Consider the following 12,595-nt stretch of genomic DNA (forward strand, 5'->3'; position numbering starts at 1 on the left):
GAATTTCATAGTTCGAGCAATGGAATTCAGAAGGTCGGCAAGGGTGATATCCTTAGCAAATATATTCATCTTGCGGTCTCTGACCTGCCAGTCCTGCTTATTGAAACCGGCATTGAGAGTGACGCCCATCATATCCGATAGGTCTTCGAGTATGACCTTGACAGCCTTATGCCTGGCTTCATATGTGACTTTCTGAGACAGGCGAGTATCATTCTCCCACTGCTCGATCACGGCTTGGTCGGAAGCATTCGGATCAACAGTGACCTTGCCAAACGCCCATGCGCCTCCGCAAACCATCATTACTAAAGTTAATATAACTACTGCCTTCCTCACTGTGCTTCTCCTTCATATTGTGCGTATTATCTGTCACTTCTTCTCTGCATTGCCTGTGGCACCCGATCCCGAAGTGCTATCGCTCTTTTTCTCTTCCGGCTTTAGGTTTTCAGGCTGGGGCTCAGGCGGTTCATATTTGAGCATCTTGACTACCCATATACCCATACGGTCGCGTGTATCCGTATCGGTCAGCCGGAATGTATATACAGGAGCACCATTCTCATCGGATGAAAGCGCGCAGCGTAATATCACAGACTTGCCACTGATAAGCTCCGGGCAAGTCCTATACGCATACTCCCACTGATCCGCACCAAGAGTCAATACGTTCAGACCCAGATCGGAGAACATCTCTTTCTTTTGAGACGCGCTCAAGGTGGCGTAAAGCCTCATCAGCCATATATCCTTAGAACCCGAGCCGGTAAAAATACCCATTTTGGCAAAATCATCATCTGTCTGGAAATTCTCCCTGATCTGTTCCGTGGTGAGGGTGGCAATCTGAGCGTAGTCATCGATGGACATATAGCCGTTCTTTTTGAGATTAGCACGCCACTTCTCGACCCACTCGTCCGGGATCTGGGTAGTGCGTCTCTTGAACCAGTCCTTGCTCCTGAGTTCGATGAACGAGTTGTGTTTGTCCCAGTTATATCGATATCCCTCACCTATTGCAGCAAGGACATCCTTCAGTTCCGTCTCAGACTTGCTGATCTTGGCATAACCATCGATGAACTTATAGCTGTCGGATACTATGGCAAAATCACTGGCCTTGGCGGTCGCGGCTTCATAGTCGGCAAGTTCAAGCCGCCGCTTCTCTTCAGGCTCCACCTTAATTTTTTTATGCAGGTCCGGCTCATCCGGCACATCCGGTTGAGGCTCGGTGGGAAAGAATTTTTCCATCCGCTTCGACTCTTCGACACATGCATCAAAATATTTGTCTCGAGTCCGGTTCCATGCCTCTCTGCCGGAAATGTTTTTCTCACGCTGGAGAAGTCTTTGTTCAGCCATACATTGAATAGTCGGATTAGACGGTTCTCCCAGAAAAGCATCCAGCATATAAAACTCCTCGTAGATGCATATGCCGAACCCTGCAAATTTCTTGTCTTCATACGCTTTCCAGTCAAGCTCGTCCGGCTCGAAATCAAGGCCGACTCCTCCATTGGTGAACTTACTTTCGCTGTCTTTGGTAAAAGCCTCGCCATACCCCGACTTCACAACATTCAAAATAAGCTGCTGAGTCTCAGGCGAGAGTTTGGCGATAGGATAAGCCATATCCTTTTTGTTGAGGAAATTCTCTTTCATATTCGGCACGTCATTGAGCAGCCCCTTGAATGCTGCGCCTGTGCCAAAAGTATGCAGCATATATGTATAGGGATCGTCCTCTCTTAATGCTTCCAGCTCATCATCCGTGAGGTCATCATCCCAGTTTTCCATCGTATTGAGGAAATCCTGGCGCCGCCGCTGCACTTCCTTGTCATATTCCGCCTGTGACTTGCTCAGTTCAGTATTGGCTGATGCTAGTGTCTTCCTGTCCATGAAAATCCTGTAAGTCCATGGGGTTACATCCTTACTAATACTCCACTTGAATTTCATTGTTCGAGCAATGGAATTCAGAAGGTCGGCAAGTACGACATCCTTGGCGAAGATATTCATCTTGCGGTCTCTGACTTGCCAGTCCAGCTTATTGTAACCGGCATTGAAGATGACGCCCGTCATATCCGATAGGTCGGCAAGTATGACTTTGACGGCCTTGTGCCGAGCCTCGTAGGTCACCTTTTGAGACAGACGCGAATCACTATCCCACTGCTCAAGCCCTGCGCGGTCCGACGACACATTCGGGTCGGCTGTAATTTTACCTGCCGCCCAGGCACACTGGCACGCAAGCAGAATAATTACAAAAGTATACAGGAAAACCTTTCTCACAATAACCCTCCCTCGTCACATACGGTCAATATACTTCCTATACTATATAGAATTGATGCCGCCAAGCACAATATGGTTCACTCAATTTACCTTATATTTATTCGATGCCGACAGTAAAATCTTCCGGGTAATTCTCGCAAGCGGTCTGTTTGACATCCGGCTTGTATCGAGCGTAGAATTTTCTGTAGTTATATGGAGGCTCTTGTTGATATTAACCATAACTCCGAATACGGCGATTGATAAGACATATACGGTGGAAGGCTTTGGGCTGGACAGAGTTCACAGGCCGAGCGTATGCCGGACCGTGGCGGGCGGCAAAGGCATAAATGTCGTCAGAGTGCTCAAGACGGTCGGTCATGAAGCCGCTGCGACCGGTTTTGTGGGCGGCGCGACGGGCGAGGCCATTATAAGGCTGATAAGCGAAGAGGGCTTGCGGCACGATTTTGTGCGGGTCAAAGACGAATCAAGGCTCTGCATAGCCGTGGTTGATCCGATCAACGGCACTCAGACTGAGATCAATGAAAACGGTCCGCAGGTCACTGCCGACGAGGTCAACCTGATGTTTGAGAAGACCAAGTGCCTTGTCGCCGGATGTGAGTTTATTGCGATGTGCGGGAGCTGTCCGCCCGGTGTGCCGGAGAGTTTCTATGGCGATATAATCCGGATCGCCAAGAGCGCCGGTGTAAAGACAGTGCTGGACGCGAGCAATTCCCATTTGAGAGAGGCGATCAAGTCTGCTCCGTTTATGGTCAAGCCCAATGTCACCGAGCTATCGCAGATAGCCGGGCGTGAGCTATTGACGCTGGAGGAGATCGTCCGAGCAGCGAAGAGTCTTAAGCAGTTCGGCGTGAGTATTACTGCCGTTACCATGGGCCGCAGCGGCGCGATTGTTACCGACGGCGTTCAGGTATGGAAGGCCGTTCCGCCTGAGATTCAATTTGCCAGCGCTGTCGGTTCGGGAGATGCGTTCCTGGCGATGTTTATGGCTGCGATTATTCAGGGCATGTCACTTCCTGAGGCTCTTATCTCGGCAACGGCGGCGGGGGCAGCGAACGCGACTACGTTAGGCGCAGGTTTTTGCTCGCTTGAGTGTATAATGGAGGTTAGGCAGGGTGTGACCCTCACCAACATCACATAATCAATGAATCCCAAATAGAAATTATAAAATATAAAATACTAAATATAAAATGATAGGGGGGTGGTTCGGGCCTGGTGGCTCGCACGGTCTTCAAAACCGCTGTGAGGGCTGAATAAGTCCTCGGGTGAGTTCGATTCTCACACGCCCCCGCCAAGATAATTGAGCATAAAATAAGCCCCTATATACTCCCCAGGCTGCTTTGTCGATATTCTGCCGACAGGGAATATCTCCTAGCCCGTTTAGATGGATCAGCAACCAAAAGCCAGCCTGCATCAACCCAATCCTTGAGTAGCAAGCGAGCCATTCTGCCTGAAAGTCCGAGAGTCTGAGCCACGTCCGATGATGTGATTGTCTCCTGTCGAGAGAACAGAGCGATCACCATCCTTGCCCGATGATCAAGTTTTCGCAAATGCTCTGGTTCCCCAGGTAAACCATCCTCCGCGCACCTAATGGCTTCGCCTTTGGCGGCAGAGAAAACGGATGCCAGGGTACTCACGAAGTATTCCAGCCAGCCTGTAAGGTCTGCATCGGCACGACCCATATAGTAATTGTGGTGTCCACCGACATCAAGTGCACTATAGTAAGCATCTAGGTCCTGCGCATGGTATTCCTCTAGTGAGAAAAGGCCGTTCAAGCCATAGCCGCTTCTATGCAGGATGAATGTCGCCAGCAATCGCGCGGTTCGCCCGTTTCCATCATAGTAAGGATGAATGCTAACGAACTGATAGTGAGCCAGCGCAGCAATGATGACAGCGGGAACCTGCTCTATCTCGGCTGCATTGATCCAAGCGACCATCTTCTTCATCAGTCCAGGCACATCCGGCGCTTCTGGAGGAAGATAGATGATGCCGTCAGTGAAAGAGTCGCGAATGACGTTCTGACCATCCCGATACGGCATGGGTTTCGACCTGGAGCCATTCATCACCATCGCATGTATACGTTTAATTGCATCCTCAGTTACGGGCCTAGCCCTGCTTGCCCATTCCTCCACTCGGATAAGTGCGTTCCAGTAGTTCTGGACTTCGGCTGCGTCGCGCTCCCGACCATGGAACTGCTTTCGCCTGCTGGAGATCACTTCCTCTGCTTCTTGGAGCGTAAGTCTATTGCCTTCGATGCGAGTAGAGTAGTGGGTAGCGCGAATACGTGCCTTTCGTGTCAATTCGGCTTGAACCGCTGGTGGTAAAGGAGTGCTCTCAACAACTACACGAGCGGCTTCAATATCCATCAGGTTGCGAGCGATGGACGGAGTGATGGAGTATTTAGGTTGCCACTGAGATTGAGTGTCAGTCATAAGTCGAGAACCATTGCCAATAACACTACAGATTATTGCCATTATATTGCCGTTAAATTATACCAGTTGTGCCGATAAACGGCAATTCTCGAATGCTTTTCCTTCGTGGAGTGGAGGCGACGACCAGAATCGAACTGGTGATAGCGATTTTGCAGACCGCTGCCTTAGCCACTTGGCTACGTCGCCTCGTTATGGAGCGGGAGACGGGATTCGAACCCGCGACATTCAGCTTGGGAAGCTGACGCTCTACCACTGAACTACTCCCGCAAATCGAAGGATAGGGCGTTGCCCTCCAGCATCTCAGTTCAAATGGCGGGTATTTCCGGACTCATGCCGGCACTTACAATGCCCTATATGACATCGGTATTTTATCAGTCTGCAAGTTTGCTGTCAAGGGGAACCTTTCTCAAACCTGCAAAACTCGAACCCGCGAGCGCAGCAAACTCGTCGAGCGATAGAGTCTCTCCTCGCCTGCTTTCATCAATGCCGGCCTCAGCAAGCATGTGATGGGCTATTTCTTTGTCCCAACCCAGATCCGCTGAGGAACTGAGCGCATTAAGCAGGGTCTTCCTGCGCTTTCCGAAAGCCGCCCTGACTATTCGGAAGAAAAGTGCCTCGTCATGCACCTGCACAGCAGGCCTTTCGCGCACAATCAGCTTGACGACCTCGGAATCGACATCCGGCACCGGATAAAACACATTTCTGGACACTCTCATCACGCTCTCGATTTCGCAGTGATATTGCACGAATACGCTTAGTGAGCCGTAGTCATCCGTGCCCGGACCGGCCTGCAGTCTTCTAGCAACCTCTTTCTGCACCATCAGCACGATAGATGAAATAAACCACTTTGAACCGAGAAGTGTAGTGATTATCGGACTGGTAATGTAATACGGCAGATTGCCCACCACGACCCACTTGCCGCCGCCTCGTTCGCCAAAGAATTCAGGCAGACCGACTTTTAGAAAATCCCGGTTTACTATCTCGACATCGCTGCCGGAAAGCATATCCTCAAGAACAGGGATCAAGGCCTGGTCCGCTTCGACGCATACTACCCTGGCGCCGGTATCGGCAAGCTCTCTCGTTACCACGCCAAGCCCCGGACCGATCTCAAGGACGTTTACACCCTCACACGCGCCGCTTGCAGCTACAATTCGGCCCAGCACATTTCGGTCTATCAGGAAATTCTGCCCAAGACGCTTCTTCGGACGCAAACCATGGTCTGCAAGGAGCTTTCTGACTTGTGGCGCGGATGCGAGGTTCATAATATTACCCGGTTGAATGGTTTAGGCCGCCATAAGGCGGCCCTTGTGCTTTTTTATACGATTCCGGCGTGGTTTAATCCAGTATATGGACGTTTACCTTTTTACGTCCAAAACGGATCGCCTCTTGATATGTGTCGAACCCAAGGTCGATGCGATTTCCCTGTATCGAGCGGCCTACATCGCCTGCAATTGCATGACCATATCCCTCGATATAAAGCCTGGTTCCAAGGCTGATCACATCCGGGTCAACAGCAACCACACCGTAGCCCGCTCTCATACCACAGCTTGTCCTGCCGCTCGCCCATCGTCCACAGCTTCTTGGACCGGGATCATATGCGCTGGCAGACATTCGCAGAACTCGCAGCGTGCGGTATTCACCGCGGCTCGTATAACGCCCTCGTGAACCGATACTGACCACCTTGTTCACAGGCTTCTTTACAACAACGCTCTCGACTTTGGTGCGCATCACAGGTACGCCATCATGACAGCGGACCTTGTAACGCACGACCTTCTCTCCACGTACTCCGTTCATGGTCACTTTGACCATTCCTGGCCGGAGAGATTTAGTGAATGTTTTAACGGTCTCAAAACCGATCGGCAGCCTGTGCTCCTCAATCGATTCGGAAACCCGAACAACCGTGATCTTCATCCCATCATACGGTCGCTCATTCGTCGCTGGCGAGACCAAATCTAACGGCCCCACCACGACCCCTTCTTCCTTGAGGGTCGCGCCAACAGACATCTGGGCGGTTCGTACTTGTCGCTCGGTCCTATCCGAACAAATTCTAACAGTTACCGTCTCCAGGCGCTGGGCTTGCACGACGTCATCTCGGTTGGCTCCAACCGCCATCAGCATCGGCAGCATGATCGCTGTCAGTGCGGCGGTTCGCGCGAGCCGAAACTTTCGTCTTCGCAAATCATCGCCTCCTTTCCCGCGCCAATTACCCAATGGAAGATGCAATGTAAACCTTTAATCGTTACATAAATCACCAGGACAACTGCCACGAGAACACCATATGCTAACATGTCGGTCGCTAGTCTGTCAAATTTGCGGGTTCCAGGGTTCCAGTCCAGGGGCAGCGGCTACGGAGATGGGACGGGGATTATCTCATTGCAATGGGCTATATACAAATCGCCTCGAAAGCCCGAATTTCTTTTCGCCAAGGATGCGGATTCGATCACGTCGTCGATTGCATAGCGATCCGATATATGGCATAGAACCAAGGCCTTTACATCCTGGCTCGCGCCCCACTCCACCGCCATCTCAAGGGTTGCGTGCCGGTTGGACTCAATTGAGGCCAGCTCTCTATCACGCGCCAAAAAAGTCGCTTCGTGGACCGCTAAATCAAGACGGCCAAATGGTATGTGGACCGCTTCGAACCCGTCACCCGTATACAAAAAAATCGGATGATAGCAGCAGACATTTTCACCGGTGACCTGGTCGGGAAGCTTGCGCTCCTGCTGGATCTCATAGCCAAGGCAGAGTTGACTGCGGACATGCCTCATTTCAAATGCGACCACGCGTGTCGGACGTTTTGTATCAGGTATTTCGACCTCCGAGCCGACTTCCATCGGCTGAACGTAGAGCGGATATCTGAGCATACCAGACTGTTTACGCTCGACATACTCCAGCAGCGCATTTATCCAACGGTCATGCTTGGGATAATAGATAATGAGCGGTTTATCACGTTCACCGGACGCGAGATTGCGAATGTTGACCAGGTTCGATATACCGGCGATGTGGTCCTCATGTCCATGGCTTAGAAATACATGGCGAATGCCGAAAACCTTGGTTCCCAGGGTCGTTGCGACGCCCTCACCGGCATCGAAGAGACACCGCGTCGGCTTATGATAGAACCACTGACTGTAGAGCGCCAGTGAAAACGATATCAGAATGTCGTTAGGGTTTATTGACATAGCTTGGCTGTTTTAATGATTTGTGCTAATGTAGAGTATACCCAAGGGGAGCAGGCATGGCAAACGAACCCGCAACATCCTGGAAAGACAAGCGAAAAGAGCAGCTTCGAGAGGACCTCATCACGACCGCGACCCGGCTTATTCGAGAGAACGGGCCAAACGCCGTATCCGTGGAGGATATAGTCGCCGCAACCGGAGTCGCGAAGGGAACATTTTACCTGTATTTCAAGACCAAGGCTGAAATTATTCAGGCGGTGTTTGGTCAGTGTCTGGACGATCTCGAAAAACGGATCTCCGCCGCCATTAGCGAAACTTCTTCGGACGCATCCGCCGGTCTTCACGCGACCCTAGGCGTCATATTGCTTTTTTTGCAGGAAAACCCCGGCTTGACAGCGCCGGTTATGGACGCAGCATCTGTGCCGGAGCTTGAAGAAGCTGTCTTGTCACGCTGCCGCGCGGCAACTACATCAGCTTTTGAACGGCTGCTTAGAATGGGAATGCTGCAGGGCAGGTATCGCGAAATAGACCCACGGATCGCATCGCATGCGCTTCAAGGAATGCTCTCCGGTCTTGTCCGGCTTTCGACTGATGCGAACCTCAATTTTGTTGACATCGGCGAAATAGCGGTAGAGCTTTTTGAGCACGGAATAAAGCGTTAGGCTTACATAAATATCACTTATAAATTTGCTTCACTTTTTCCGATACATGTGATAAAATGCGAGTTTGAAGCCCACCTATTATTTGGTGGGCATACCGTTATATATTGCGGGGAGATAGTTGCGTGGATTTTTCAGACGAGAGAATCGTGCTCACGCACGAGGGTTACGATGAGATTCAGCGAGAGCTTAACGAAATTATGACCGTGAAGCGGCCCGCCATAATCGACAGGATCAGAGAGGCCAGACAACTGGGCGATCTCAGCGAGAATTTTGACTATCAGGATGCTAAACATTCCCAGGCAATGCTCGAAGCAAGGCTCAAGGAACTTAAGACCATTCTCAGCCACGCCAGCGTTGTCGATTGCGTCGACAATAACGGCTGTATAGGAATTGGATCAAAAGTAACAGTTAAAGATCTTGCCGATGACTACGAGGATGAATACACTATCGTCGGGCCGACAGAGTCCAGCCCGGCTGAAGGCAAAATATCGCACGAATCCTGCCTTGGAAGCGCCCTGATGGGTCACAAGCAGGGTGACATGATTGCAGTTCGCGCTCCCGGCGGAGTAATGAACTACAAAATAGTGTCGGTTGAATGAGCCACACGAATATTTTAGACAAATCGAACGCAGTTCTCGTGGTCGTAGATATTCAGAACCCGCTTCTGAAAGTGATCTATGAAGGCGAACGGATGGTCGCCAATGTCATCAAGCTCATAGAAGCGGCAAAAGTCTTTGATTTGCCCATTCTGGTGCCGCTTCAATATGCCGCACGGCTCGGTGATGTCACTCAGCCGATAGCAGACGCGCTGCCGACCGATAAGCGTTTCGACAAGATGACATTCAGTTGCCTTGGCTCGCCTGACTTTCAAAAGGCATTGCAGGCAACCGGCCGCAGCCAGGTGATCCTCTGTGGGATAGAAGCGCATGTATGCATCAATCAGACGGCTCACGATCTTCTGGCACATGGCTACTCGGTTCATGTGATAGATGATGCGATTTCATCCAGGAGACGTGACGATTGGAAGTGCGCGGTCGAGAAGATGCGCGACTCGGGCTGCGTGATTTCATCTACTGAGATGGCGATCTTTGAGCTTACGCGCGACTCATCCATCCCTGAGTTCAAGCGCATCCTGCCGATTGTGAAATAGATATCCCTCCGCGGCATTGGAGGGAACGGTGTAAGCCCGGCGGAGGTTAAATTGACCGAGATTTTCACGATAGGCCACAGCAACCACGACATACTCGACTTCCTGAGTATCCTAAAGCGCAACAGAATTCAGGTCCTGGTCGATGTCCGCAGCGAACCGTATAGCCGCTATGCCTCGCAGTTCAATAAGACCGAAATTCAAAGGCACATTGAGGCTGCAGGCATTACGTATCGCTACTCCGGTCATGCAATCGGCGGCAAGCCCAAAGACATGTCGCTCTACACTCCTTCCGGCGCCCCCGACTATGACAAACTCGCAAAGACGGAACCTTTTCAAAATGAGCTTAAGGCGCTTGTCGAGATCGCCGGGACAAAGCGCTTGGTAATAATGTGCAGCGAGGCTGATCCGATGAGCTGTCACCGCGAGAGGATCCTGGCACAGGTCCTGCGAAGCTGGGGAATCGATGTGAAGCATATCATGCCGGACGGCAACATCGCGAAAGTAGAACAGCCCGGGTTGTTTTAGTGTGATATAATGCAAATGCTCAATAGTGATATGCGGAGGAATGCATGGTAAGGCAATTGACGGCTGTATACGAGAAGCACGGCGATTGGATTGTGGCTTATCTTGAAGAAATTCCCGGTGTCAATACACAGGGCCGCACGGTAGAAGAGGCAAAAGAGAACCTGGAAGATGCGCTGCATGAGTTCCTCGAAGCGAACAGAGAGATTTCAAAACGTGGTCTCTCAGGAAAAGTCGATGTGACTGAGGAACCATTCGCCTTGGTGGAACGTGCTGCGTGAAACGCCGTGCTTTTATAGCGCATTTGCAAAAGAACGGCTGTGAACTGCTTCGTCAAGGAGCTAAGCACAGCGTATATTGCAATTCATCATCCAAACGCTCTTCTTCAGTTCCTCGTCATTCGGAGATCAATGATTTTCTTGCTGAAAAGATTTGCCGTGATTTAGGTATACCGGAACCTTAAGATGCGGAGGTCTCTATGCGGACTATCTATACTATCGGATACACAAAAAAGTGCCTCAAGGATTTCATAGAGCGTCTCAGACATGCGGGCATAGATTGCGTGGTGGATGTCCGCCGACATAATACCTCTCAACTTGCCGGGTTTTCCAAGAAAGACGACCTGGAATACCTGCTCACACAGGGCTTCGATATCGATTATGTTCACATGCCCGATCTTGCTCCGAGTGAGGATATCCTCAGCGCCTACAAGTCCGATAAGAACTGGAAAATATACGAACTGCGATACCGCATGCTGATGGATAGAGAGCGGATGGCCGCCACGTTCATGAAAGCATCCGAACAGGCCGACTGGCAGGCCCCTTGCCTGCTCTGCGCCGAGGACAAACCCGACAAGTGCCACCGCAGGCTTCTCGCCGAAGCAATAGCCGAGCAATCCGATAACTTGGAGGTGAGTCATCTTTGATGTCGGAACGACTTGTAGTTCTGGCTGTAACAAAAATGCTCAGCGGGATGTGCACCGCCGGTATATCGCTCAAGACGGACAAGTGGATCAGGCCCGTAAAGGAGTTCGGCACAATCCTGGCAGGCGACATGACTTATAAGGACCGCTCCCCCATCCGTCCATTCGATATAGTCGATTTCTCGCTCATCAAACACCGCCCAAAGCCGCCGCACATTGAAGACTGGACTTGCGACTTTGTCCACTCCCGACCTATCCACGAGGGAGTCGTCAGCGACCGCCTGCGTCTCTTGGAACGACACTCCGAACCCGAATCGCCCAGTCATATTCTTAAAGCCGAGCGTTCTCTGGCTCTCTTCGAACCCTCCAACTTGGAAGTCATCTTCTCTCTCGACAGCTATTCAGGCAAATACGATGTGAGAGCGCGTGTTGCCGGGATGGGCGATAGGCCGATTGCCGTAACGGACATCAAATGGCGCGCTCTCGGCAAGACTCTGCTCGACGGCAGTGATAAGTTGACTCTGACTTCCGAAGAAATACGCAATCGCCTAAGAGTTGAGAGGATATTTGTCGCTGTCGGGCTCAGCCGCCTGCACGAAGGCAGGCACTGGCCGCTTGTGGTAGGAGTTCACACTTGTCCTGATTATGATGCCCAGGTGGATTACAAAAGTCTGTAATCAACAAACTCGCCGACAAATTTTCATGCGTATCCATGGCGGGCTTGCACTGTGATATAAAAACCTGGTATAATTACCAGGTTGGGATAAGATTATCCCCTCTCCTTTCTATCTCCTTTCAATTTGGGGGCCGCGAGTGCCCCCCTTTTTTCTTGACAATAACGCCGCACTGTGAGATATTTCTCTGAAAGACAACAATTCTCAGAGGTAAGGAATATGCGATTTTGCACAATATCGGCAGTCGCCCTCGCGGCTCTCATTTCGACGAACGCCACCCTCGCCGCCGAATCCGCTAAAGATCAGAAGCCGGAGACGGGACGCTGGGCAGTTATCGAGACAAACAAGGGCACGATCAAATTCGCGCTTTATGAAAAGGACGCCCCCATCACCACAAAGAATTTCATAGACCTGGCCAACTCCAAGTTTTATGATGGACTGAAGTTCCATCGTGTGGTTCCGGGGTTCGTGATCCAGGGTGGTGACCCTAACGGCGACGGCACTGGCGGCTCACCCAACAAGATCAAGCTGGAAGTATCGCCCAAGCTCAAACATGACGCAGCCGGTGTGGTTGCAATGGCACGGACATCAGACCCGAACTCCGCAAGCTGCCAGTTTTATATCACTCTCGATGCGATCCCGTATCTGGACATGAACTACGCGGTATTCGGCCGTGTGGTCGAGGGGCTGGATGTAGTGAAAAAGATAGAAGTCGGCGATGTGATGAAGACCGTGCGGATTGTCGACCCGCCGAAACCCAAAGAAAAGAAAGACACAGATAAGAAATAGTCGAAAGTCTAATGCCCCGGA

At 51.2% G+C, this 12,595-nt stretch carries 16 protein-coding genes and 3 tRNA genes; 11 read left to right on the forward strand and 8 right to left on the reverse strand.

Annotation, left to right across the window (positions count from 1 at the left end):
• Nucleotides 1–333 (reverse strand): hypothetical protein (locus ABFD83_07400; GenBank protein MEN6356895.1); only part of this gene is annotated, 333 nt, incomplete at its 3' end.
• Between the two features lie 33 nt (nt 334–366).
• Entirely contained in the window at nt 367–2,250 is a 1,884-nt protein-coding gene (locus tag ABFD83_07405) for a hypothetical protein (GenBank protein ID MEN6356896.1), read from the reverse strand.
• A 205-nt stretch (nt 2,251–2,455) separates the two neighbouring features.
• On the opposite strand from ABFD83_07405, the gene pfkB reads away from it, so the two are divergent.
• Nucleotides 2,456–3,388, forward strand: a complete 933-nt coding sequence (gene pfkB, locus ABFD83_07410) for a 1-phosphofructokinase (GenBank protein ID MEN6356897.1) — start codon at nt 2,456–2,458, stop codon at nt 3,386–3,388.
• Nucleotides 3,389–3,444: 56 nt separating this feature from the next.
• Nucleotides 3,445–3,541 (forward strand) — tRNA-Sec (locus ABFD83_07415).
• Nucleotides 3,542–3,566: 25 nt separating this feature from the next.
• On the opposite strand, the gene ABFD83_07420 is transcribed toward ABFD83_07415, so the two are convergent.
• The 6 genes from ABFD83_07420 to ABFD83_07445 all read right to left on the reverse strand — a co-directional run bounded on the left by ABFD83_07420 (nt 3,567) and on the right by ABFD83_07445 (nt 7,858).
• Nucleotides 3,567–4,679: a Fic family protein gene (locus ABFD83_07420; GenBank protein MEN6356898.1), complete on the reverse strand. Its 1,113-nt coding sequence runs from the start codon at nt 4,677–4,679 to the stop codon at nt 3,567–3,569.
• Between the two features lie 111 nt (nt 4,680–4,790).
• Nucleotides 4,791–4,865 (reverse strand) — tRNA-Cys (locus ABFD83_07425).
• A gap of 6 nt (nt 4,866–4,871) precedes the next feature.
• A tRNA-Gly gene (locus tag ABFD83_07430) sits at nt 4,872–4,946 on the reverse strand.
• A 104-nt stretch (nt 4,947–5,050) separates the two neighbouring features.
• Nucleotides 5,051–5,941, reverse strand: coding sequence for a 16S rRNA (adenine(1518)-N(6)/adenine(1519)-N(6))-dimethyltransferase RsmA (gene rsmA, locus ABFD83_07435; protein ID MEN6356899.1), 891 nt, complete (start codon nt 5,939–5,941; stop codon nt 5,051–5,053).
• Between the two features lie 73 nt (nt 5,942–6,014).
• Complete coding sequence (locus tag ABFD83_07440) at nt 6,015–6,857, reverse strand: 3D domain-containing protein (GenBank protein MEN6356900.1); 843 nt, start codon at nt 6,855–6,857, stop codon at nt 6,015–6,017.
• Between the two features lie 167 nt (nt 6,858–7,024).
• Nucleotides 7,025–7,858 (reverse strand): MBL fold metallo-hydrolase, encoded by an 834-nt coding sequence (locus ABFD83_07445; GenBank protein ID MEN6356901.1) that lies wholly within the window; start codon nt 7,856–7,858, stop codon nt 7,025–7,027.
• Nucleotides 7,859–7,914: 56 nt separating this feature from the next.
• On the opposite strand from ABFD83_07445, the gene ABFD83_07450 reads away from it, so the two are divergent.
• From ABFD83_07450 to ABFD83_07490, 9 genes are all read left to right on the forward strand, one after another.
• Nucleotides 7,915–8,517 carry a TetR/AcrR family transcriptional regulator gene (locus ABFD83_07450; protein MEN6356902.1) on the forward strand — a complete coding sequence of 201 codons (603 nt, stop codon included), beginning with the start codon at nt 7,915–7,917 and terminating at the stop codon, nt 8,515–8,517.
• Between the two features lie 122 nt (nt 8,518–8,639).
• A complete protein-coding gene (greA, locus tag ABFD83_07455; GenBank protein MEN6356903.1) occupies nt 8,640–9,116 on the forward strand; it encodes a transcription elongation factor GreA in 477 nt (158 codons plus the stop codon).
• Nucleotides 9,113–9,667, forward strand: a complete 555-nt coding sequence (locus tag ABFD83_07460; protein MEN6356904.1) for a hydrolase — start codon at nt 9,113–9,115, stop codon at nt 9,665–9,667. Before greA ends, ABFD83_07460 begins: the two co-directional genes overlap by 4 nt.
• A gap of 51 nt (nt 9,668–9,718) precedes the next feature.
• A complete protein-coding gene (locus tag ABFD83_07465) occupies nt 9,719–10,192 on the forward strand; it encodes a DUF488 domain-containing protein (protein MEN6356905.1) in 474 nt (157 codons plus the stop codon).
• Nucleotides 10,193–10,236: 44 nt separating this feature from the next.
• On the forward strand, nt 10,237–10,470 hold the full coding sequence (locus tag ABFD83_07470; GenBank protein ID MEN6356906.1) for a type II toxin-antitoxin system HicB family antitoxin: 234 nt from the start codon (nt 10,237–10,239) through the stop codon (nt 10,468–10,470).
• The gene (locus ABFD83_07475) at nt 10,467–10,652 is read left to right on the forward strand and encodes a type II toxin-antitoxin system HicA family toxin (GenBank protein MEN6356907.1); all 186 of its coding nucleotides are present in this window, start codon (nt 10,467–10,469) and stop codon (nt 10,650–10,652) included. Before ABFD83_07470 ends, ABFD83_07475 begins: the two co-directional genes overlap by 4 nt.
• A gap of 15 nt (nt 10,653–10,667) precedes the next feature.
• On the forward strand, nt 10,668–11,114 hold the full coding sequence (locus ABFD83_07480) for a DUF488 domain-containing protein (protein MEN6356908.1): 447 nt from the start codon (nt 10,668–10,670) through the stop codon (nt 11,112–11,114).
• Nucleotides 11,114–11,788: a hypothetical protein gene (locus ABFD83_07485; protein ID MEN6356909.1), complete on the forward strand. Its 675-nt coding sequence runs from the start codon at nt 11,114–11,116 to the stop codon at nt 11,786–11,788. Before ABFD83_07480 ends, ABFD83_07485 begins: the two co-directional genes overlap by 1 nt.
• Before the next feature lie 216 nt (nt 11,789–12,004).
• On the forward strand, nt 12,005–12,574 hold the full coding sequence (locus ABFD83_07490) for a peptidylprolyl isomerase (GenBank protein MEN6356910.1): 570 nt from the start codon (nt 12,005–12,007) through the stop codon (nt 12,572–12,574).
• The last annotated feature ends 21 nt before the right edge of the window (nt 12,575–12,595 follow it).

Source organism: Armatimonadota bacterium, from assembly GCA_039679645.1.
Lineage (GTDB): Bacteria > Armatimonadota > UBA5829 > UBA5829 > UBA5829 > UBA5829.